At 46.6% G+C, this 21,134-nt stretch carries 22 protein-coding genes and 1 pseudogene; 3 read left to right on the top strand and 20 right to left on the bottom strand.

The window, feature by feature from the left end:
* Position 1 precedes the first annotated feature (1 nt).
* From ACWGXJ_RS10805 to ACWGXJ_RS10775, 7 genes are all read right to left on the bottom strand, one after another.
* A complete protein-coding gene (locus tag ACWGXJ_RS10805) occupies positions 2 to 925 on the bottom strand; it encodes an NAD(P)/FAD-dependent oxidoreductase (protein WP_452567890.1) in 924 nt (307 codons plus the stop codon).
* Positions 926 to 1,165: 240 nt separating this feature from the next.
* Positions 1,166 to 1,768, bottom strand: coding sequence for a nitroreductase family protein (locus ACWGXJ_RS10800; RefSeq protein ID WP_025722870.1), 603 nt, complete (start codon positions 1,766 to 1,768; stop codon positions 1,166 to 1,168).
* Between the two features lie 109 nt (positions 1,769 to 1,877).
* Complete coding sequence (locus ACWGXJ_RS10795) at positions 1,878 to 2,156, bottom strand: hypothetical protein (protein WP_061830317.1); 279 nt, start codon at positions 2,154 to 2,156, stop codon at positions 1,878 to 1,880.
* A 130-nt stretch (positions 2,157 to 2,286) separates the two neighbouring features.
* Positions 2,287 to 2,613, bottom strand: coding sequence for a (2Fe-2S) ferredoxin domain-containing protein (locus ACWGXJ_RS10790; RefSeq protein WP_061830316.1), 327 nt, complete (start codon positions 2,611 to 2,613; stop codon positions 2,287 to 2,289).
* A gap of 35 nt (positions 2,614 to 2,648) precedes the next feature.
* Positions 2,649 to 3,149 carry a metallophosphoesterase family protein gene (locus ACWGXJ_RS10785; protein ID WP_061830315.1) on the bottom strand — a complete coding sequence of 167 codons (501 nt, stop codon included), beginning with the start codon at positions 3,147 to 3,149 and terminating at the stop codon, positions 2,649 to 2,651.
* Positions 3,150 to 3,173: 24 nt separating this feature from the next.
* Positions 3,174 to 3,608 carry an Rrf2 family transcriptional regulator gene (locus ACWGXJ_RS10780; protein ID WP_013310015.1) on the bottom strand — a complete coding sequence of 145 codons (435 nt, stop codon included), beginning with the start codon at positions 3,606 to 3,608 and terminating at the stop codon, positions 3,174 to 3,176.
* A gap of 97 nt (positions 3,609 to 3,705) precedes the next feature.
* Positions 3,706 to 4,083 (bottom strand): DivIVA domain-containing protein, encoded by a 378-nt coding sequence (locus tag ACWGXJ_RS10775; protein ID WP_023988297.1) that lies wholly within the window; start codon positions 4,081 to 4,083, stop codon positions 3,706 to 3,708.
* A 142-nt stretch (positions 4,084 to 4,225) separates the two neighbouring features.
* Here ACWGXJ_RS10775 and ACWGXJ_RS10770 point away from each other — a divergent pair, with 142 nt between their 5' ends.
* Positions 4,226 to 4,795 carry a TraR/DksA C4-type zinc finger protein gene (locus ACWGXJ_RS10770; RefSeq protein ID WP_254351356.1) on the top strand — a complete coding sequence of 190 codons (570 nt, stop codon included), beginning with the start codon at positions 4,226 to 4,228 and terminating at the stop codon, positions 4,793 to 4,795.
* A gap of 93 nt (positions 4,796 to 4,888) precedes the next feature.
* On the opposite strand, the gene ACWGXJ_RS10765 is transcribed toward ACWGXJ_RS10770, so the two are convergent.
* From ACWGXJ_RS10765 to hrpB, 6 genes are all read right to left on the bottom strand, one after another.
* A complete protein-coding gene (locus tag ACWGXJ_RS10765; RefSeq protein ID WP_061830313.1) occupies positions 4,889 to 5,893 on the bottom strand; it encodes a Gfo/Idh/MocA family protein in 1,005 nt (334 codons plus the stop codon).
* Positions 5,894 to 5,912: 19 nt separating this feature from the next.
* Positions 5,913 to 6,275 carry a helix-turn-helix transcriptional regulator gene (locus ACWGXJ_RS10760; RefSeq protein ID WP_013310011.1) on the bottom strand — a complete coding sequence of 121 codons (363 nt, stop codon included), beginning with the start codon at positions 6,273 to 6,275 and terminating at the stop codon, positions 5,913 to 5,915.
* A 257-nt stretch (positions 6,276 to 6,532) separates the two neighbouring features.
* On the bottom strand, positions 6,533 to 7,177 hold the full coding sequence (locus tag ACWGXJ_RS10755) for a CatB-related O-acetyltransferase (protein WP_452566706.1): 645 nt from the start codon (positions 7,175 to 7,177) through the stop codon (positions 6,533 to 6,535).
* Positions 7,178 to 7,340: 163 nt separating this feature from the next.
* Positions 7,341 to 8,513 (bottom strand): acyltransferase, encoded by a 1,173-nt coding sequence (locus ACWGXJ_RS10750; protein WP_452566705.1) that lies wholly within the window; start codon positions 8,511 to 8,513, stop codon positions 7,341 to 7,343.
* Positions 8,514 to 8,783: 270 nt separating this feature from the next.
* Positions 8,784 to 9,371, bottom strand: coding sequence for a general stress protein (locus tag ACWGXJ_RS10745; RefSeq protein WP_452566704.1), 588 nt, complete (start codon positions 9,369 to 9,371; stop codon positions 8,784 to 8,786).
* A 119-nt stretch (positions 9,372 to 9,490) separates the two neighbouring features.
* On the bottom strand, positions 9,491 to 12,019 hold the full coding sequence (hrpB, locus tag ACWGXJ_RS10740) for an ATP-dependent helicase HrpB (protein ID WP_452566703.1): 2,529 nt from the start codon (positions 12,017 to 12,019) through the stop codon (positions 9,491 to 9,493).
* Positions 12,020 to 12,343: 324 nt separating this feature from the next.
* On the opposite strand from hrpB, the gene gluQRS reads away from it, so the two are divergent.
* On the top strand, positions 12,344 to 13,339 hold the full coding sequence (gene gluQRS / locus ACWGXJ_RS10735; protein ID WP_452566702.1) for a tRNA glutamyl-Q(34) synthetase GluQRS: 996 nt from the start codon (positions 12,344 to 12,346) through the stop codon (positions 13,337 to 13,339).
* 64 nt (positions 13,340 to 13,403) lie between these two features.
* On the opposite strand, the gene ACWGXJ_RS10730 is transcribed toward gluQRS, so the two are convergent.
* The 6 genes and pseudogenes from ACWGXJ_RS10730 to ACWGXJ_RS10705 form a co-directional block, all read right to left on the bottom strand.
* Entirely contained in the window at positions 13,404 to 13,778 is a 375-nt protein-coding gene (locus tag ACWGXJ_RS10730; protein ID WP_165176685.1) for a DnaJ family domain-containing protein, read from the bottom strand.
* 114 nt (positions 13,779 to 13,892) lie between these two features.
* Positions 13,893 to 14,087, bottom strand: coding sequence for a hypothetical protein (locus tag ACWGXJ_RS10725; protein WP_061829457.1), 195 nt, complete (start codon positions 14,085 to 14,087; stop codon positions 13,893 to 13,895).
* A gap of 105 nt (positions 14,088 to 14,192) precedes the next feature.
* Positions 14,193 to 14,360: an aspartyl-phosphate phosphatase Spo0E family protein gene (locus ACWGXJ_RS10720; RefSeq protein ID WP_019687040.1), complete on the bottom strand. Its 168-nt coding sequence runs from the start codon at positions 14,358 to 14,360 to the stop codon at positions 14,193 to 14,195.
* A 364-nt stretch (positions 14,361 to 14,724) separates the two neighbouring features.
* Complete coding sequence (locus ACWGXJ_RS10715) at positions 14,725 to 16,119, bottom strand: helix-turn-helix domain-containing protein (protein WP_452566701.1); 1,395 nt, start codon at positions 16,117 to 16,119, stop codon at positions 14,725 to 14,727.
* Positions 16,120 to 17,158: 1,039 nt separating this feature from the next.
* A pseudogene (gene cas1, locus ACWGXJ_RS10710) lies at positions 17,159 to 17,626 on the bottom strand (CRISPR-associated endonuclease Cas1); the annotation flags it as partial.
* Positions 17,627 to 17,831: 205 nt separating this feature from the next.
* Entirely contained in the window at positions 17,832 to 18,941 is a 1,110-nt protein-coding gene (locus ACWGXJ_RS10705) for an NADH:flavin oxidoreductase (protein ID WP_165175570.1), read from the bottom strand.
* A gap of 212 nt (positions 18,942 to 19,153) precedes the next feature.
* On the opposite strand from ACWGXJ_RS10705, the gene ACWGXJ_RS10700 reads away from it, so the two are divergent.
* A complete protein-coding gene (locus ACWGXJ_RS10700; RefSeq protein WP_134902881.1) occupies positions 19,154 to 19,735 on the top strand; it encodes a TetR/AcrR family transcriptional regulator in 582 nt (193 codons plus the stop codon).
* Positions 19,736 to 19,948: 213 nt separating this feature from the next.
* Here the strand turns inward: ACWGXJ_RS10700 and ACWGXJ_RS10695 are convergent, their stop codons facing one another.
* Positions 19,949 to 21,133, bottom strand: a complete 1,185-nt coding sequence (locus tag ACWGXJ_RS10695) for an aminotransferase class I/II-fold pyridoxal phosphate-dependent enzyme (protein ID WP_452566700.1) — start codon at positions 21,131 to 21,133, stop codon at positions 19,949 to 19,951.
* Position 21,134 lies beyond the last annotated feature (1 nt).

Below are 21,134 nucleotides of genomic sequence, written 5' to 3'. Positions count from 1 at the left end.
CTCAGAGCTGCGGTACTTTTGTTTTCATACCAGTTAATACCTTGTGTATCCAAATCGCTGACATAGCTCCTTCTCCCATTGCCACAGTCGCTTGCTCGGCATGAGTTCCTAAGTCCCCGGCTACCCATACATTTTCCACATTTGTCATTTTGCTGCGAGGATGAGTTTCAATATGCTTATTGTGCAGCAGATGTACACCCAGTTGCTCTGCCAGCTCTGAATGAACATGATTGCTGCCAAAAGCTAAAAAGCCCCGCTCTGCTCGAACCACTTGTCCTTCAGCCAGCCGCACTCCTTCAAAACAGCCCGGTTCTCCGGTTATAATCTCAGAAATGGCTGCTTCCTTATAGCCAATCCCTTTTTCCCGCAGCTTCACAATCAGCTCGTCCGGCACCTCTGAACGCTCATGATTGACATAAACAAGTTGATCGGTACGCGCTGACAAGATCAGAGCCATGGAAGCTCCTGCTTTACCGGCCCCCATGACGACCGTGCTGCGATCCTGAACCTCGTAACCGTCACAGTCCGGGCACACATATACACTGTTGCCCAAGCAGGCTTGTAACCCTTCCAGCTTTGGAAAACGGTCCGTTAGCCCTGTAGCTAACAACAGCGTCTTAGATGAATACACGGTTCCTGCCTCCACTTGAATGTCAAAAAGCTCTCCTCTTTGGGCGGCTTTTACCGCCTTCCCTTCAATAAACTCAGTACCTAGTTTTGTGGCTTCACTACGTCCAAGCCGTCGCAGCTCTTCACCAGAAATTCCGTCAGGAAAGCCCAAAATATTATGATACTGATGGCACAGCGTAGATCGGCCATAGCCCGAATCTATGACCAGCACCCGATGACTGCTGTATCTCCCCAATTGAATCGCTGCTTGCAATCCGGCAATTCCCCCACCAACAATAATGCAATCATAGTTCATCATTTTTCCTCCTTTGAATGCGCGTTATCCTAGACATCTGCATAAAACCGCAATAACACCAATGTAAACTTCTCATCCAATTTTAAACATAATATCACCCACTAACGGATGAATTAACCCCTGTGTCCGTACATATCAAAGCTTATATGCCTTAAAAATGGAATGACAAAAAGCACTGTGGATACCCACAGTGCTTTACCAGGTCGAGCCTGAATCGTCATTTTATCGTGAAAATTATAATTATTTAAATGTTTTTACGCGTTCTTCAACAGGCTGGAATTCTTTTTCACCTGGTTGGAATGTCGGTTTACCAAATGGCATTTCAGCAATCAGTTTCCAATGCTCAGGAATGTTCCATTCGTTTTTCACTTTTTCATCAATCAATGGGTTGTAATGCTGAAGGGATGCCCCCAGTCCTTCTTGCTCCAGAGCCGTCCAGACCACCAATTGCAGCATACCATTAGATTGGTTGGACCAGATTGGGAAATTGTCCGCGTAGGCTTCAAATTGTTGTTGCAGACCAGCTACCACGTTATTGTCTTCAAAGAACAAGACTGTTCCGTATCCGCTGCGGAAACCGTTCATTTTCTCGGCAGTAGACTTGAATTGCTCCTCATTGCCTACAACCTCACGCAAAATATCTTCTGTAATATTCCACAGTTTATCATGATGCTCTCCGAGCAACACTACAGCACGTGAAGTTTGGGAGTTGAAAGAGGTAGGTGTGTACTTAACAGCTTCCTCTACAATCTCTTGAATCCGTTGGTCAGAAATAACCTGTTCTTTGCTAATACCATAATAGGAGCGTCTGTCTTTCAGAGCTGTGAAGAAGTCTTTAGCCATTTTTTTGTTACCTCCTGAGAAAAATTAATTACTTTTCGTAACTTAATATACATTACATATATCTTAAAGTCAAGAGATTTCTTTTTAAATATTACCAGTTAGTTGATGATTATACGCCACCATTGTATTTTTTCTCACTGGAAGAGGTGTGCTTGGTTGCATCCTTGTCTCTCTCCTCCTGTCTTTCCATCTTCAAATCCTCTACAGGAATGGCGTCTACCGTCTGCTCGATCTCAAAACGGTCGAACAAGCTTTCCTGCTCTGTCGGATACTGCTCTGCATGATCTCGATTGATCGACTGTTTCTGATGTTTAGACTCCGTTGTTCCTTTCCCCGTCTGTCCTTTCTGCTGATTCTGATCGTGCAGGTTATCTTCAAATGGGGCCATTTTACTTCCCTCCCTATCGGATTGGTGTCCACAGTATACTTTTACCTTTCACATCGGGGATTAAACGCAAAAAAGAGAAAATCTCTGCAAAGATTTTCTCTACTCATGTACTTATAGATGGTTGAATGGATTATTCCGAGCTGGATTGACCTGTACACTCATGAAAAAGATGAGGTTCCAGCTTCTCTCCCGTTACGAGCTTCTGCACCAGTTGGGTCCCCGAGTCGGGGGTCATTTGACCATACCAGTCCCCTTGAGGATATACGATCACAACCGCAGCATCATGACAACGCCCATTACAGCGAGTTCTGGTCGTGTGAATATATGCTTCTGCATTTTGTTTACGAATTTCATCCCGAATTGCCTGTGTAACTTCTTCACCCTCATGTCGCATACATGTGCCTCCATTGCAGATCAACACATGATGCTTCATTGGTTCTAATTCAAAAATAGCCATAGCTTCCCCTTTAATCAACAGTTGTTGGTTTTAAATCAATGTTTATCTGGATAAAGAACAAGCTGTGCTTCCATCTGATCAGCTTCAATCGTCAGCACGATGAATGAATATTCGTCTTCGCCGCGTTTGTCCGTCGGAGACCCCGGATTAAGGACAAGCTGACCGTCAATCGTTTTGACCACCGGAATATGCGAATGTCCATAAATCAGGCAATCCAGCGTTTCTCCCTTAAACGTATTCAATGCGATATTTTCTGTCGAGCCTCGCCAGCCGTGACCGTGAACCATACCGATCCGCTTGCCTTGGGCTTCAACGATTCGTTGATAGCCTAAACGCTCCACAATGTCCATTCCATCATTGTTTCCGGCAATGCCTTGCACAGGCGCAAATTCAGCTAGACGTTCATATACGAACCAATCCGTCCAGTCTCCGGCATGGAGAATGAGGTCACTGCCTTTTAACTCCTGTACAAGCCGACTAGGCAGTGTTTTGCTTCTATGCGGCATATGAGTGTCTGAAAGTACGATGATTTTCATATCAATTTCTCCTTACCAGCGTCTTTACACCGATGAACTTTGTTGCCCTACGCGCTGCTGAAGTGCCTGCTCCAGATCTCGCAGCGTAACGGTCTCGAAAAACGCCTGTATTTTCTGCTCTGCCACGGTATATAAACCATCCAACAATGCGTCTATGTTCCTACCTACCTCACAATTATGATTGCTATCGGTATGGATGGCGAACAACGGACCTTCATCCTTGGTCGCCTCATAGATCATTTTCAGATTGATGTTTGAACTGGACATGCTTAGACGAAAGCCGCGTGCTCCAGGCGACGAATCCACCAAACCCGCTTGCTTGAGTCGGCTCATAATCCTTCTCACAACTACCGGGTTTGTATTGATGCTGGAAGCAATAAGTGACGATGTCATTCGCTCCGGTGCCCCTTCAGCCAGAAGAAGCAGACAATGGATACTAACGGAAAAATGGGTACTCATGTTAACCACCTTTATGTGTGTGCCTCATTAAATGTTTGGTAAAATGCATGTTTCCATCATACCACAATAGAGGCACTAACACAGTGCTTACTGCACCTTACTCCGGAAAATAGTCATTTTCAGGACGTACTCGCACTTTTAATTGGCGTACACTATATTCCAACTGCTTAACGATATCCTCCAGTTGACGACGGTCAAGTCCATTAAGGTCGGCGGCAGGCTTAGGTGCATTTTTCAAATCACGTATGGTTGCCTGCTGCTCCTGCCACTTGTCCATCAGGTCGGCTATATTCGCATAAAAGCGTTCGTAATCCTTGATCACTTCATCCAGAAAGGCATCCACCTCGTCCGGATCATAGCCGCGCATTTTATTCTTAAACTGTTTCTCATGAATGGAGAGCGCGTCCAGCTGAATGCCCAGTTGCTTAAACAACTGCTTTTGCTTATCCAGACGACGCTTCATATGTTCATCCATCGGTTATTCCCTCCTTAACACACTATTCTTTTTATATCACATTCTAGGCTGGGAATAAAAGTCTCTGCTGATTGCCCAGCCCTATGAACGGGTATAAAAGAGCATACGTGTCACTTATCCAGACCACGAAGGGGAGATGATCATGAACCACTTGAACGATTCGCAGCTTGCAGACCTGAAACATATGTTGTTGGAGCAGAAAAAGGATTTAGAAAAGCATTTTGAACAAAACGGTCAGGAAAACGCTCCATTGGGAGAAACACTGACAGATTCTACAGGTGAGCTCTCGTCCTATGATAACCACCCCGCTGATATAGGGACAGAAACCTTTGAACGGTCCCGTGATCTGGCGATTAATGATTCGCTGCAAGACGAGCTGGAGCAGGTCAATGCAGCCCTTCAACGGATGAAGGATGGAACGTACGGGATATGTGTGGAGAGCGGGGAAGAAATTCCTTTTGAACGGTTGCAAGCCATTCCCTATACAGCCTATACCGTCGAGCACACGCCAACTCGAGAATTATCGAATGACCGCCCGGTAGAGGAACAGGTCATGACTCCGCCACCCAAGGGTGCAGGTGAGGTTCGCCAACGAAATGCAGGACGATTTGACGATGCGGGCGCATGGGATGCCGTAGAAAAATACGGTACATCGAACTCGCCTGCAACTGCCGCCAAGCGTGATGTCACCGACTATGATGAAAATATGTAATGCTATACGCTTATGTATTCGTTCATCTAAAAAAGCAGCTTGTCCTTTGGACAGGCTGCTTTTTTATGCCTTACGGGAATACGGTGATCCCGTTTATCCAATTTCTATCCGTTTTCGACTGCGAGCTGACTCAATACAAGCGTCGATCACCTTCATATTGCTCACCGCATCTTCTGGCTCATACGGCAACGGGACACCGTCAAGCACCGCTTTAGCAAAAGCATCCGCTTGCAGTTCAAAGGAATTAAAACCTTTCAGACGTTCCTCACGCGTAACCGAACCGACGTGGACGAAAATTTGCGGTACCACAGACGTTCTTTCCCAACCGAACATTTTGGGCATCGCAATCGTACCCTTGCTACCGAGAATTTCCATGTTGGAACGGTTGGCTGCCCACATGCCACAATCGAAAGTAAGGTTGACTCCACCCGGAAATTCCAGCAAGCCGGAAGCCATCATATCGACGTTGTCATGCTCCGGGGAAAATAAGGCATGTACCGTCACTGCCTCCGGCTCCCGGTCCAAATACATACGAGCGGCTGATATCGGATAGACGCCCACATCATATAGCGAGCCGCCGCCCATGTTTTTATTAAAGCGCACATTATCTGCCTGATCGGTATTGTTAAACGTAAACGTGCAATGGATGCCGCGAATGTCACCAATTTCCCCACTATTGATAATTTCCTTAATTCTTCGATGTTTGGGATGATAGCGATACATAAAAGCCTCTGCAAAGATCACTCCTGCACGTTGACATGCTTCAATCATGCGGCTTGTCCCAGCCGAGCTAAGAGAAGATGGTTTTTCACACAAAACGTGCTTCCCAGCCTCCGCTGCCCGAATGGTCCACTCTTCATGCAGATGGTTTGGCAACGGAATGTACACCGCTCCGATTTCGGGATCAGCCAACAGTTCATCATAGCTTCCATAACTTTTTGGAATATCGAATTCCCGGGCGGCCTCAGCGGCTTTATCCGCATTACGACTAGCAATCCCAAGCACTTCTCCGCGTTCAGATTGCTGAATTGCAGGGATTACAGCGATTTGGGCGATCTCCGCAGTGCCCAAAATTCCCCATTTCAGCTTTCTACCCATCATTCTCATCCTTTCGTGGTTAGGAATAGTTGTCTTGTTCCGCTTTATGCAGCATACCTAAGCAACGGTCCAAATCAGCTTTGACCTGCTTCTTGTACAATCGTGCTTTCTCCTCCCCATCATCTGTAAAGTGATAGAGTACAATCTCCTGAAAATCCACGCGCGGGTCTGTTCCTTTCAATCGCTTGGTACGGTAAAAAACGCCTTCCTGTACCAGCTCATGCAACGCCCGGTAAACCTCGCTCTGAGGCGGAACATATCCAAAGCCACTAAACTCATCCTTCATCGATTCGAGCATCTGATATCCATAACCGCGATGCCTCTCCACCATTGTGATCAGATAAATTTTGATAAAAGCCCGCTGGGATATCATAAACGCCATTTCACAGCCTCCTCCACACCTTATTCGTGCACCTTATCTTCCATTATAAACCACTCTGCGTCCATACACTATTTCCTCTGATGAGATAAGAGTTTATGAGAACTCTCCATCCCTTGTGACCTGTTTTAAGATGGTGAGAGATATAGAATGAGGCGATATAGAGTAGTGTGCGAAGCGCTGAGAAATGATTTTATTGTTCTTTCTATTATGAATTTTTCATATGTTGAAATAATGTAACTAAAGCTAAAAAAATAGAGTTACGATTGCGAAGACTGGATTAATTGTTTTAAGGCCTCCGTATCGTTACTTGTCAAAACAGGAATATATTCTGTTATTTTTTGGATGTCCCAGTCCCACCATTTCAGTGTTTGGAGCATAGCTATAGTTTCCTTATCAAACCGATAACGAATTAACTTCGCGGGATTTCCTCCTACAATGGAATATGGCAGAACATCTTTAGTCACCACGGCATTTGACGCAATGATCGCGCCATCACCAATTTGAACTCCGGGCATAATGCTAGCATTGTAGCCAATCCAAACATCATTTCCAACCACAGTGTCCCCTTTGTAGCCCCCGCTTAAATTGGGTACACCAACTTCCCAATCTCCACCAAACGCTCCAAAAGGAAAAGTGGTAAACGCATTGGTATTATGATTAGCGCCATTCATAATAAATTTGGCTTTGGCTGCAATCGCGCAAAACTTACCAATCTTTAATTTGTCCCCTATAAAATCAAAATGATAAAGGACATTTTTCTCAAAATCCAAAGGGTTATCATCATCGTCATAATAGGTATAATCCCCGATTTCGATATATGGATTAACCACTACATTGTTCAAAAAACACAGACTTCTAATATTTTTCATCGGAAAAACGCTTCTTGTATCTGGACCACTCATTTTGCGACCCTCCCATAATGGATGTTCCTTCACCTTACTAGTAAAGGAACATCCAGTCTATCAGTATGTATACTATTAAACAAATGTAGATAGAAAAGTATCCCTTGGCCTTATTTCTTGGCTTTGGGATACTCCTGTGAACATATGTGATTGGGTTATCAAATCAGGCTTGCTTTTGTAAGGCTGGCGGACCTCCAGTCGGGCGAGGACGAACCCGAAGCCCCACGATCCATTTGCCCAGAGGCAAACGTGCCAGCAGCCATGTTCCGGCAACGGAAAAGATCATACAGAGAACGAATGAAGCCAGCGTACGAAGAACGTGACTCCAGTCTGCAAACAACCTCTCGTCAAAATAATAGGTCACACGTAGCATAAAGGCATGCATGAGATACGCTCCATAGGACAACGTTCCGATGGCCGTCAGCATACTCGCCGCACGTCCCCCCTTATGAGCAATCCACGTCGCTACCCGATAAGCTACAAAAATAGACGCAACGCAATATACAGCCATGACCGGACGCAGCAGAGACAAATAGTTAAAGGAAAGAACTGTACCTCGCGGCGTCTGGAACTGACCGATCATCTCATACAGTAAGTAGCCTGTAATCACGATAAACAACGGCCAGTATATCATCTGTGCTTTGGTTACCCAAGCATTCCAACGCTTGACGTTCATCCCGGCTGCCGCTCCTAGCACAAAATAAAAGAAAAAATAGATCACATTCCGGTCAGCGTACTGGGTAAACCAAGAGGTAATGACCGGAAGCTGGAGCTTATCCATCGCTTGGTATACGGGTCCAACGGCGAACATGAGCAAAATATATAGCACGCCGAATCCAGCCAATGCAGCGGGTCGCCATTTTGACGGCAGTAACGCAGACAAACGGCGAACGGCATAACGAAACACGGGAAATAACACATAACATTGGATAATCATAACGATGTACCATAGATGATAGCTGCTTTTCCCGTTCAACAACTTCTGGAAAAAATCCAGCGGGTGAATATATCCACCACTTTGGGCAAGCTGATTTCCCAATTCGTATAAAAGAGACCATATGATATAAGGAACGATGATGTCCATGAATCTTTTACGTAAAAACGTTCCGTACTTTAAGGCTCCATCATAATTGTAAAATAACACCATTCCAGTGATAAATACAAACACAGGAACTGCAAATTTGGAACATAGCAGTAAAAGTGTCATCAATACCCCGTCCTGGATGCGCGCCCCCTGCGCAACCGCATAGTGTGCGACGGAATGCTGAAGAACAACGGCCGCAAAAGCCAGCCCTCTCAGCAAAGCGACTTCGGAAATTCTCTCTTTTTGACTCATGTCACTCTCCTGTTACATCTAGCAATTTATAAATCCAGGATTTTTGCAAAATCCTCAATCTATTATAACGACAATTCTGTAAAAATATATAGAAGGTTAAACGTGCCAACGGTATGCAAAGCATCATTTATCTCAGGTTTATCAATGAGTAAAAATATGTAAAAGCAGCAGTCCTCCCTCTCAGGGAGACTGCTGCTGTAATAACAACCTATATGCAAAGGAAATAGGAAAGCCTACTGTACATCACTTTCTTAACTAGCCGTAAAGTGTTTACAGGTTCCTTCTAGTATCTGTGTACACATCTGTACGCGGCGTGTCCGCCACCGTATCATCATACGTTCTGTAACGATCCGCATTCAGCGAACGGTTGGTGCGGAAAATATCATAAATATCCCTGTGATGGTCAGCGGAATCCACCAGCACTAAAATCTTGCCCTGATCGACGTATGTCTCGTATTGACGTGCATCATCCTCTGGAATGCCCAGTCCGACCAATCCACCGACCAAGCCACCTGCTCCCGCTCCGACAGCTGCTCCGGTAAGAGTAGCCGCGATAGGTCCAGCGGCAAGGATAGGTCCGATACCCGGAATAGCCAAGGCCCCAATGCCTGCCAGCAAGCCAGCGACACCGCCTACAACTCCACCTGTAGCCGCACCTGTCGCTACACCCTCCGGTGCCTTGGTGCCTGTCTCTTCACTAATCGCCCTTAGATCGTCACGGTCACGTGTGATCACAGAAATCTCACTGCTTGGAATTCCTTTGCTCTGCAATTGTCCAATCGCACGAGACGCTTCCTGTTCTGTATCAAAAACACCGACAATTTTCTTTTCATTATAATCGTTTAAGTTATTAGCCATGATAGTTACCTCCCAAATATTTTAGTGTTGAGTGGTTCGTTTTTCATTACCCCACTATTATGACGTTTAAACGATTTTACAAAAATTCAAAAAGTCGATTAGCATAAACCAGCTTCTATTTAACGCTTTGGCTTTGCTCTGTTGGTCGCCACAGCTTCCAGTGGATCATCCGGCCAATAATGCTTGGGATATCTGCCTTTCAGATCCTTTTTGACTTCAAAATAAGCCTCGCTCCAGAAGCTGGACAAGTCGGAAGTCACTTGGACAGGTCGCTGGGCAGGTGACAGTAAATGCAGCACAATCGGCACACGTCCGCGTCCAATACGAGGCGTATCCCTCATACCGAACAACTCTTGTAGTCGTACGGCCAGCGCTGGTGCCTCAGGGTTCGAATAATCGACAGGAATGCGGGAACCGCTGGGTACACGGATATGCGTCGGCGCTTCCTGATCAAGCTGCTGCCGCTGTTCCCAATCCAGCCTGCCAAGCAGCAATGCAGCACTGTCCAGCCGTTGCAGATCGGATACATTTTTGGCTCCTATAGCAAAAGGTAGCAGCCACGCTTCCAGAGAATCCAGCAATGCCGATTCCGTGCAATCCGGCCAGTCCTCAGGGGCCGAGAAGTGCATAAAAATCAAACGCGCCTGCAACTGGAGGGTTTGCCGATTCCATGACAGCAGCTTTAGACCACGTTCACGGACACCCTGCATCAAGGCAGCAGCTACTTCCTCTGCCGGAGGTCGCTCATAGGACGTTTCCTTTAAGACGAGTGAGCCCAGCCGCAGTACCTTGCGGGCTCTCACTGCTGAGGCGGAGCTATCCCAGTATACGTTAGCTTGTTCCAACAGCATTTCACTGCAATGCTCGACCAGCTCTTGCAGTTCAATTGGTGCCGCCAACTGAATAGCACCGTCTGCTCCCTCGTCGTCCACTTCAGCGGCGACGAGATAGGACGAACGCGACATCCACTCCACTTGTCGGAGTCGCGCCCCCCGACCGCCGCTAAGCAAAAAGCGGCCATCCCCCCGGCCCTGCGCGATCCGATCCGGATACGCAAAGGCCAACAGCAGCCCGCAAGCCGCGGAGCCGTCAGGCTCGTACTGCGCTGCGGCTGCTGTTGGCAGCGTGGCTAGCAGCTGCCGGCTCTCTTGCACGATACGGCGAATCACCGTATCGTCTGCCGTCCGCAGCAGGCTGTGCGTACTGCGGGCATGGGCCGCCTCGCGCAGGGCATCCAGTCGCGGGCGCAAATCCGTTCCGCCATGAGCGCGGAACGGGTCACGCTCTTGCAGCAGCGCAGCCAGACGGCTGGCAGTTGGTGCCAGGCCGAGGGCGGCTGCGCGCAACAGCATGTGCCCAAGGCGCGGGTGCGTACCCAGGGCGGACACCTCGCGCCCATGCGCGGTAATGCCGCCTGTAGTGCCATCGGCTGCTTCATCCAGACAGCCGAGCTGGTGCAGCAGACCTGTGGCCTGGCGGTACGCGGCCTCAGGCGGGGCATCCAGCCAGGCCAGCTCGGCGGGCTCGCGCACGCCCCAGGCCGCCAACTCCAGCGCGAGCGGGGCCAGATCCGCCGCGGCGATTTCCGGGCGGCTGGCATCGGGGAGCGCGGCTTGCTCCTGCGCGCTCCACAGCCGGTAGCATACGCCCGGCTGGAGGCGGCCCGCCCGTCCGCGCCGCTGATCGGCGGAGGCCTTGGACACCTTGACCGTGGTCAAACGGCTCATGCCGGTTCGCGCGGAAAATACAGACTCCCGCGATAGTCCGCTGTCGATCACCACCGTGATTCCGGCGATGGTCAAGCTAGACTCGGCAATTGAGGTGGCCAATACCACTTTTCGACTGCCCGAAGCCGACGGGCGTATTGCTTCATCCTGCTGCTCCAGCTTCATGCTCCCATACAGCGGAATGACCTTGACATGTGCTGGTAAATGCTTTGAAGCCAATTCTCGTTCCGTTCTGTGAATTTCTCTAGCCCCTGGTAAAAACACCAGCAGATCACCTTCATGAGCATGGAGTACCTTTTCTACCGTCTCAGCCGTAAAGGACTCTAATGAAGTTGACGAAGGTTTGGACATATGAAAGGTTTCTACCGGAAATACAGTGCCTGGACATTCCAGCAATGGCGCATCCCCTAATAATCTACATACAGGCTCTGCCTCCAGGGTGGCAGACATGATCAATATCTTCAAATCCGGTCGCAACAGTGCCTGACTTTGCAGGGCAAGTGCCAATCCCAAATCTGCATGCAGGCTGCGTTCATGAAACTCATCAAAAATAATCAGGCCTACTCCCTCCAACGCCTGATCATGTTGTAGTATCCGGGTCAGTACGCCCTCCGTAACCACTTCAATCCGTGTGTTTGGCCCTACCTTTGTATCCATACGAACCCGGTAACCCACGGTCTTCCCGGTGGGCTCTCCGAGCGCTTTTGCCATTTGCGCTGCTGCTGCACGCGCTGCCAAACGCCTCGGCTCCAGCATAATCATTTTTTGCCCTGCCAGCCACGGCTCATGCAGTAGCTCCAGAGGTGTTACCGTCGTTTTCCCCGCTCCCGGCTGTGCAATCAGTACCGCCGCCGAATGGGATTGCAGTGTATGTTTAAGCTCGGGGATCACTTGCAAAATAGGCAGTTGTTTATCTGTCAATGAAATCTCTCCAATGATACGCTTGATGCGTAGAATCTAAGTTTTAATTCCTTTATTATTGTGAATTTTTCATTACCTGTAATTATCGAGCACTGAATAGAAAAGGTTAAGCTACCCCTCTGGAACTTCTCTTCGGTCTGTCGTGCATAATTCTTCTAAATCTATTATACAGATATTTAAATTTCCCGTCTGGCCATCGCAGCTATGTAAGTTTTCTGTGTTAGCTCCTATACCTGTCGGGATGCACTCGCGGCAAGATCGTTTTATAATATAGTTTGATATGGATTGCTGAAGGACGGAACATAGAATCGAGGTCACTTTCGTATGGAATTACAGGCCCAACCCATCAGAGGACGATTTGCCCCAACACCATCGGGATGGATACACTTAGGAAACGCTCGCACCGCCTTATTATCCTGGCTGCACGTTCGTTCCCTGGGCGGAACCTATATTTTGCGCATGGAAGATATTGATATGACGCGAGCTCGCAGCCAGTTGGCGCAAGGGATTATGGAAGACTTGCGCTGGATCGGGCTGAATTGGGACGAAGGACCCGACGTAGGCGGTCCCTACGGTTCCTACACTCAAAGCCAACGGCTGGAACGCTACCAGTCTGCATTGGAGAAACTACAGAGGCAAGATTTACTGTATCCTTGTTTTTGCAGTCGGGCCGACATTCTGGCCGCCGCCCATGCTCCACATGGACTGTCTGGTGAAGGGCCTGCGTATTCGGGGGCATGTCGTAACCTTAGCTCTCAAGATGTCGTAGCCAAAGCACAACATAAACTCCCTTCACTTCGCTTTAAAGTACCGCAACATCCAGATGACGTTATTTCGTTTCATGATCAGTTAGCAGGTCATGTGGCCTTTGGTGCGGCAGAAGGGGGCGATTTTATCGTCAAACGAGCCGACGGCATGTTTTCCTATCAGCTTGCTGTCGTTGTCGATGATGCGGATATGCATATGACCGACGTACTACGTGGGTATGATCTTCTCGATTCAACGCCCCGTCAGCTATTGCTGTACCAAGCTTTGGGGTTGCAGCCGCCACGTTTCGCACACGCTCCCCTTGTCCTAGGCCCTGATGGGCGAAGGCTGGCCAAACGACATGGTGGCGTAGCACTCCGAGCTATGCGCCGACAAGGGGTCACACCGGAAGCAGTCATTGGCTGGCTCGCCTATTTTTCCGGGCTGCTGGATTCACCTGAGCCTGTGAAGGCTGAGGATTTAATCGATGACTTTCATTTGGACAAACTGCCCAAAGAACCTGTCATCCTGACGAAACAATGCCTCACGAGATTATCTGCACTGCAACGGTAATGAGGTAAAGCACAGAAATCAAAGTGTACGGGCAAGGGCATTCCGCCCTTTGCTCCTCTCGCTTCTATTCCTCCAGTCGCTTACGCATAGCGGACTCATATTCATAAAATACAGACGACGTATTCAGCCCTCTTTCCTCCAGCAGCATACGGAGACGAAGTGATTTTTCAGTCAGCCTGCGACTGATCCGCTCTCGCTCTCCTGCCTCATGACAAGCGTGAAGCAAATCACGTAACTGGACACATTCCTTTTGTAACTGAAGCTCTTCCGGTAAAATGCCTGCATTCTTCAACAGCTTGTACGACATCCGCAGCTCCTCTGGAACATGTGACAAATCCTCGATGACCAGTGGCTTGCCCGCTCCCGGTAAATGATCAAACTCACCTTTGGCCATCGCCTCGGCAATCTTCTGCTCTGCCATTCTGGAGAACATCCCCATCACTCCTTGTTTTAAGCTTCCTATGTACAATCTATATTAAAGAAACCTGGAGTCCTTTGCCACTGTAGCTTACATATCATTAGGATGTCCTGTATCCATAAAGGAGAAAGAGGGTTATTCTTCGATCCCAAGCAATTGAGATACTTGTACTCGATATTTTTTTGCCTTACGTGTTCCGTGAATGAGATTGGACAAGCGGCTAGCAGGAATATGATAGGTGTCACAAAAAGTTCTCTGATCCATTTGAATTTCAACTAGCTTTTGTTTGATTTTCCAGCCAAAAGGAGTTACAGGATTTCGTTTGTTCAACAACGTTACCACCTCTTCATAAGTATAGGATTTAGAATTTTGATTGGGGTTTGGGGATTGGAGTTCGTCTTCTTCCTTTAAAAGCGCGTCTTGCACACACATTAGCTAAGATTTCATTTTGCAGGTTTGGTATTGATTCAATAGTTCATCCAGTTTCATGGATTGTTCAATCACTTTGGGATGCGTTAAAAATCCGTATTTCTTCTGAACTTGGTACAGTCTTTTCCTGGCCCGTTCGACACGAAGTAAAGTCACGCCTGGATTCATCAGCATGATTCCCCCTTCTGTGGCATATCCTAATACAAAACGTAAATTTTTGGATTTTTTGAAAATTTGCTCGACAAAAAAAATGCTTCTGGAGCATTCCAGAGGCACTTTTTTGGCGTTTTATGTTTATTTAAAATGCAACAGACTCCTACAAAATGAACTTAAAATTCAACTATTGATTCACTACGCAGCCCGATGTTGCTTCCCATCGTCACCGCCCCTGTATTTCCTGAATAAAGTCAGATTAAGGTTAAAATCCGTGGTAAAGGCGACCGCTTTACTTGCACAGCAACATTCTGCCTTCTTCGTTTTCCATATATATTTTATTTTATTCAACTTGGAATCAACACTGAGAAATGATTAATAACTATTAATAATAAAATAATCTTTCTTTTCGCCCTTCTCTAACTAAACTTTCATACTTTGTACACAATCTAAAGTCTGCAAATTGTTTGAACTGCTCAAATAATCTTATGCAGCTAATGAAAAAGGCTTCTTTGTTAATGACTAATGATTTAGATAAAACGTCTAGTAAATTTTTAAATCCATATGAATAATTACCTTTATTTAAGTAGTATTTAGCCAGTTCATATTTAAAACGCGTTAATTGTTCTGGAACCACTTGATGAGTGTACATATCAGCAGATGGTTGCTGTTGGGTGATCGAATCTATCTCCGTTTCGAACTGCTTAAGTACTTCATCCACATCAACTTGAAATCGGTTAGCCGCCATCATAATATTCAATAATTGAGTAACCATTTCTTTAGTGGTGTTTGATGATACACTAATATACTCAACATAATCCGGAAGCACACTTATATCTCCAGATAATAATTTATTAACGTAAGTATTACATAGCGCCCAATTTTGAAATAGTTTAATCCAATGCAGAGTATCCTCGTCCGTCTCTTTGACCCAATCTAAATTAACGTAGGCGTATGTATATTGTAGAGCTTGTTGATAATCACCTTGGGCTTCACAGACACTTGCACACAATAAATCAGCATAGGTAATATACACAAACAATGGACGGCTCAGCCTCTTTTCAAGTTCCGCAGGCTTTCGTTTTTTCTGCTGATGCTCTAATGTATATTGGATTTCCGCTTTATCTCTCATTTTTCGAGCGGTCACATCAAGCCTGTCCCACAAGCGCAAAGATCGATACACATTCGCCAAATCTTTTAGCGCATCAAGCTGGTCTATTTCATCCAGACGTTCCACGAAGGGTTCAAATAGCGTTGCTGCCTTGAGATTACGGCTTTGGTCGTCTCCAACTTGAATCGAGAATATACGATATTGGCAAGTGGCCAAGCGTTCAGAATGCTGATATTTCTCCACTTCTGCGACATTCTCATAGAGAGGCAGCGCAGCAGCATGTCGTCCCTGTTCAAATAATGCTTCTGCAACATCAAATAGCCTAGTCGCATACAGCGGATTATCCATGATATGTCCAACCATTCGACGGATTGCATCCAGCTTGTCCAGCTCCGCACAACGATACAATAATGGCTCGATTCGCCTAAAATTCGGGGAAAGGTCAATGATGTAATTTTCTATGTATAGATCGTAAAAATAGCCTTCTGGCAAATCCATAGCCACAGTGATTCGGTCTAGCTGCTGTATGGAAACAGGACGATGCTGAGTAATCCAATGACTAAGTGTTCTTTGATGAACCCCTGAATATTCGGCAAATTGACTCAACGTCATATCATTTTGTTTTAGATAATCCTCAAACTCCGCTGAAATCGTAGGTGTATGCTTCAAGTCATAACCACCCTTCACATAAAAATTCCATTATTTCAAAAATCACCCTCTATTCTTCTCCATAATTAACCATCTGTCAATATATTATGCAGCTAATGTTTATAACGAAAATTCAGCATAACTTACACACAAGGGAAGATTGTGAAAACGAATAGCAAAAGTAAAATTGGATTGCCGAAATAAAAGGTTTCACAGAGTTGACATGACTATTTCATCTCTCCACATTCTTTACTATTAGTAAATGATATAGAGTTCCCAGGTAGAAACTCTGTTGAACCTTTTAATCAAATGAAAAATCCCCCGATTTTGATGTAATCAAGGGATACATAGGTTCATTTCTCTCGCTTTGATAATGCCAAATTGATTATTTCTTCCTGTCAGAATTGCATAGATTCCCATAGCACTCATCTGATATCCCAAAGCATAAAATACCCCTATAACTATTGCGTAGTTCAATAGAATCGTTGCATAACGCTTTAGAAACTTACTAATGGAAATCCTCATAAGCAACTCCCACCTTATTTTATACTTCAACATAGTAAATGTTAGTTCATTATTGTATAAAAGTAAGGGGGAATTTGTCGAATAAGGAATCCGTTAAAAAGAAATTTGCACTTGTTCACTGCTGGGCAGGCCACGAAATAAGACTTCTTTTTTCATATCATTCACGCACTCACATGGAGTGCGACAGCAAAAATGCAGTAATTCATACCCTAATGATATCAATTCCACACATTCTCGTAAAAAACGATGCCAAAAAGGCTTGGATCAACCATTGCCCTTTTCTGAAGGCAACCGATTCAATTGCTTTTCGACATTTTTCGAGGTGCGAAGGACCCGGGATTTTTATGTGAGCTTCACATTCGCACCTTACAGAATCAGCGGACTTTCCATATCGTAAGCTTCTTTGGCCCCTATATGATCCACTTTCTTTTTGTAGTTATCTTCTAAGTTGTAGAAGCGCAAGCTGTCTTCTGTTTTGTCTATCAACTCTTCGAGTTCGTACTTTAAACGTCGAATTGGGTAAAATCCGAAATACATTCACATAGGGATAAATAATCCTATCCTGTTTCATTGTGCCAGGCCTTCATTACGATTTTTCCTTGTAACATCGTTCATCATGGCAGCCCCGTTTTCTTTTTTTGTAAAATCTTTTATTTAATCATTTTTCTTATTAATCAATGTAAGGATAAAACGGCCGGCATATACTTCTCGAAGTTCTTCCATCACATCCAATGCCGATAAGGCTCACTCTGAACAACCTCTATGCAGAAAACCTACATAAGCATCCAAGCCCACAGCTTCCAGTGCCCATTTCATATCGTTGGACAGCAGTGTATAGGCAAAAGATAATAGGGCATTACAGTATCTAACGGCGGGCGTTTATGGTATCCATGGAAGTGAAAATCATCTTTTTGCTGTAAGATCAGCCCATCCTAACGGAATTGTACTGAACCGTCGCCGTCCCTTCCAAACCGCACAGCCTGATACACTTTTGGATTTCGGTTTGGGGATAGCAGGCCGCAATCGTCTTCGTCAGTGTATTCTTTTTCTGATCTTATCGTCCATCTGTTTTCGTTTGGTTGTTTACATTGTCTTTATACAAATATATCATCACCCTAATTTATGAAATCAAACAAGCGGATCAAGGCTGGATGTCTTAACCTGCTTGTTTGGTTTTCTTATGTCACCTTCTTATGACAAGCACGCAATCAATACAGATTGGCTGCAGACTCAGGAGTAAAGGCTAGAATGTCCTCTGTCCGTCCCTCCCGGATTTTCTTCGCCCATGCCGGATCACCCAGGAGCGCGCGTCCGACAGCTACCAGATCAAACTCACAGTTATCCAGCCGCTTCAGCAGCTCCTTCAGTCCTTGGTTGTCTGCCTCCTCTCCATCTGCAGGATCATTGTCCATGCCTACGGAGCCAACAGTAATCGTTGTCTTCCCGGTGAGCTTCCTCACCCATCCGGCAAGACTAAGCTCCGAACCTGCAAATTCCGGTTCCCAGAATCGGCGCGTCGAGATATGAAAAATGTCTACGCCCGCTTGTACCAGCACAGTCAGGAATTGCTCCAGCTGCTCCGGCGTATCTACCAGCTTCGCCGTATAATCTGCCATTTTCCACTGGGACAGGCGCATGGAGATCGGATAATCCGGGCCGACGGCAGCGCGGACTGCCTGGACAATCTCGGCTGCAAACCGGGTACGCTTCAGGAAATCGCCGCCATAGCGGTCCGTCCGTTGATTGGTTTTCTCCCAGAAGAATTGGTCGATCAGTAAGCCGTGACCGCCCGACAGCTCAATTCCGTCGAAGCCAACCTGCTGTGCATTTACTGCCGCATCGGCAAAGGATTGGATGACCTTGGCAATTTCTTCTTCCGTCATCGGCTCGCTTACTTTGTTCCCCTGCATATCCAGTCCCGAAGGCCCAATCGACGGAGCGTCCGGGTAAGGCTGGGAACCCACGGGGCGAATCATCCCCATATGCGATAACTGCGGGAATATGACCCCTCCAGCCTCATGGACCTGTCTGACCACTTCCCTCCAGCCGTTCAAAGGGGCTTCGCCAAAGATACTAGGAAGTCCGGGCTCACTTGTTGCAGCCGGATGGTCGATCATGCCTACGGTGATGACGAGCCCTACCCCGTTCTCTGCGCGGCGTCGGTAATAGGCGGCAGTATCCTCACCCGGCACTCCTTCCGGTGCAAAAGCACGCGCCATCGGCGACATTACAATCCGGTTAGGTATAGTTAATTGATGAACCGTATGAGGTTCAAATAAGGCCTCCAGTGAATGAGTTTGCTGCTGCTCTTTAGTCAAGAATAACGCCTCCTATAGTTTCAATAATTATTTTCAAAGTGGATATGAGTGCAATAGTATCAAGCTCCTGTTCCCGCTTCAACCAACAATCCGACTAATTTGTTGCTTAAGCAAGAAGTGAAAAAACTGTCGTATTGGGAGATAATAATTGTTGTCTATTCAACACATGTTTATAATAAGAGATTAGTATCTTTACTGAAAGGAGTGAAAGGATGGCTGGTGTACTTCCTCCCAATCCAAACGACCCGCGCGTCATTCGGACACGTCAATTAATTCTGGATGCTTTCATTCAGCAGTTGAACATCATGGACTTCAACTCGATAACTATCGGTGACATCACCAAGGCAGCCACGATTAACCGGGCGACCTTCTATGCACATTTCCCGGATAAATATGCGCTGTTCGAAGCCTTTTTGCTGGACGCATTTACGAATATGGTAGTCTGTAAAGTCGATACGAAAGGACCTTTGACGAAGAAGACGCTTCTGGAGCTTATTGTGGCATTATGTAATTACCATGAAACAAGCCACCACTGCTTCAAGAAATACGATTCAGTGGCCCTCTTGCTTGAAGAAAATATCAAGCTGCATCTTGAGAAACTCACCCTTCAGCTGATCTCTGGAGCAGACGCCGCTGCGGACTCGAAGTCGCTCGCAACCGCAGCAACCCTGTTAAGCTGGTCTTTATACGGTGTTACCTACCGCTGGAACCTGGAGGGAAGAACAGAGCCCCCCTCCGAGCTGGCTGTGCGGGTAATGCCGCTGATCACCGACGGGTTCCACATGTTCAATTAATGCAAAATGGCATGATCGTTTTTTAATTTGATCCCATTGATCGTCGCGTATTTCGTATCGTCTTTTCATATCTCAATTTACCATCATTTAACTATGATTTATAGTTTGAATACAGGCCCTAGAAAAATACCTTTATGTTTTCAAAAAACATAAAGGTATTGTAAAATATTTCATAAAGACGTTCGGCAAAAGTTGAGTTATTAACCCTGTTCATCATACCGGCTGCATTACCTGCATAAACCTTCCCATCCGTTCCAGCGCCTTCTCCAAATCGACGAGCGAGGCTGCATATGAGCAGCGAATAAAGCCCTCTCCGCCTGATCCGAATACATGTCCCGGTACGACCGCCACCTTCGCTTCCTTCAGCATACGAAGTGCAAACTGCTCAGATGACATGCCAGTAGAAGTAATTGAAGGAAAGGCATAGAAAGCCCCTTCAGGCTCATGACAAGCAAGCCCGATTGCATTCAAGCCGGCCACAAACAGCTTGCGACGTTCATTGTAGCTCGCCATCATCTCGTCCTTGGCAGCCAAGCCATGGCGCAATGATTCCAGCGCAGCAATCTGTGCAATGGTGGGCGCACACATGGCTGTGTACTGGTGGATTTTCAGCATGCCGGCAATCAGCTCATGCAGACCGCACGCATAGCCTACCCGCCAGCCTGTCATCGCAAATGCTTTGGAAAAACCACTGATGACAATCGTACGCTCCTTCATGCCCGGCAAAGAGGCGATACTGACATGCTTTCTCCCGTAAGTCAGTTCGGCATACACTTCATCCGAAATGACGACCAGATTATGTTTGATAATGAGCTCTGTAATCGGCAGCCAATCCTGCTCCGTCATAACTGTTCCAGTTGGATTACAGGGATAATTGATCATTAAAACCTTTGAATGAGGTGTAATTGCCGCTTGCAGCGCTTGCGGGGTCAGCTTGAATTGCTCCTTTGCCGTAGCCGCCACCTCTACAATTTTACCGCCATGCAGATGGGTAATGGGTTCATAGGCAATATAGCTTGGTGCTGGAATCAGCACCTCGTCACCCGGATCGATCACTGCTCGCAGCGCCAGGTCGACGGCTTCACTGCTCCCCACCGTCACGATCATTTCCTGCTCAGGATCATAGGAAAGCGCGAAGCTGCCGGAAAAATAAGCAGAGATCTCCTCCCGCAGCTCCATCAAGCCGGCATTCGAAGTATATTTCGTCTGTCCTTCACGCAATGCTTGAATGCAAGCTTCACGTACCTTTTCCGGTGTAACGAAATCAGGCTCTCCGACCCCAAGGGCGATTGTACCTCCGCCTGCTGCATTCAGATCAAAAAAAGCGCGAATTCCCGATGGGCGAATATCCCGTACACGCGTGGATACAAACCGCCCTGTCCCCTTTTCACTAAACATA

Source organism: Paenibacillus sp. S33 (assembly GCF_053615415.1).
Note: the sequence above shows the minus strand (reverse complement) of the source record. Positions and strands in the feature narration are given on the sequence as shown.

What these genes read in the sequence shown, in the direction of transcription:
- ACWGXJ_RS10805 (WP_452567890.1), bottom strand. Translation starts at nt 925, where the DNA reads ATGAACTATGATTGCATTATTGTTGGTGGGGGAATTGCCGGATTGCAA.
- ACWGXJ_RS10800 (WP_025722870.1), bottom strand. Translation starts at nt 1,768, where the DNA reads ATGGCTAAAGACTTCTTCACAGCTCTGAAAGACAGACGCTCCTATTAT.
- ACWGXJ_RS10795 (WP_061830317.1), bottom strand. Translation starts at nt 2,156, where the DNA reads ATGGCCCCATTTGAAGATAACCTGCACGATCAGAATCAGCAGAAAGGA.
- ACWGXJ_RS10790 (WP_061830316.1), bottom strand. Translation starts at nt 2,613, where the DNA reads ATGGCTATTTTTGAATTAGAACCAATGAAGCATCATGTGTTGATCTGC.
- ACWGXJ_RS10785 (WP_061830315.1), bottom strand. Translation starts at nt 3,149, where the DNA reads ATGAAAATCATCGTACTTTCAGACACTCATATGCCGCATAGAAGCAAA.
- ACWGXJ_RS10780 (WP_013310015.1), bottom strand. Translation starts at nt 3,608, where the DNA reads ATGAGTACCCATTTTTCCGTTAGTATCCATTGTCTGCTTCTTCTGGCT.
- ACWGXJ_RS10775 (WP_023988297.1), bottom strand. Translation starts at nt 4,083, where the DNA reads ATGGATGAACATATGAAGCGTCGTCTGGATAAGCAAAAGCAGTTGTTT.
- ACWGXJ_RS10770 (WP_254351356.1), top strand. Translation starts at nt 4,226, where the DNA reads ATGAACCACTTGAACGATTCGCAGCTTGCAGACCTGAAACATATGTTG.
- ACWGXJ_RS10765 (WP_061830313.1), bottom strand. Translation starts at nt 5,893, where the DNA reads ATGGGTAGAAAGCTGAAATGGGGAATTTTGGGCACTGCGGAGATCGCC.
- ACWGXJ_RS10760 (WP_013310011.1), bottom strand. Translation starts at nt 6,275, where the DNA reads ATGGCGTTTATGATATCCCAGCGGGCTTTTATCAAAATTTATCTGATC.
- ACWGXJ_RS10755 (WP_452566706.1), bottom strand. Translation starts at nt 7,177, where the DNA reads ATGAGTGGTCCAGATACAAGAAGCGTTTTTCCGATGAAAAATATTAGA.
- ACWGXJ_RS10750 (WP_452566705.1), bottom strand. Translation starts at nt 8,513, where the DNA reads ATGAGTCAAAAAGAGAGAATTTCCGAAGTCGCTTTGCTGAGAGGGCTG.
- ACWGXJ_RS10745 (WP_452566704.1), bottom strand. Translation starts at nt 9,371, where the DNA reads ATGGCTAATAACTTAAACGATTATAATGAAAAGAAAATTGTCGGTGTT.
- gluQRS (WP_452566702.1), top strand. Translation starts at nt 12,344, where the DNA reads ATGGAATTACAGGCCCAACCCATCAGAGGACGATTTGCCCCAACACCA.
- ACWGXJ_RS10730 (WP_165176685.1), bottom strand. Translation starts at nt 13,778, where the DNA reads ATGGGGATGTTCTCCAGAATGGCAGAGCAGAAGATTGCCGAGGCGATG.
- ACWGXJ_RS10720 (WP_019687040.1), bottom strand. Translation starts at nt 14,360, where the DNA reads ATGCTGATGAATCCAGGCGTGACTTTACTTCGTGTCGAACGGGCCAGG.
- ACWGXJ_RS10700 (WP_134902881.1), top strand. Translation starts at nt 19,154, where the DNA reads ATGGCTGGTGTACTTCCTCCCAATCCAAACGACCCGCGCGTCATTCGG.
- ACWGXJ_RS10695 (WP_452566700.1), bottom strand. Translation starts at nt 21,133, where the DNA reads ATGTTTAGTGAAAAGGGGACAGGGCGGTTTGTATCCACGCGTGTACGG.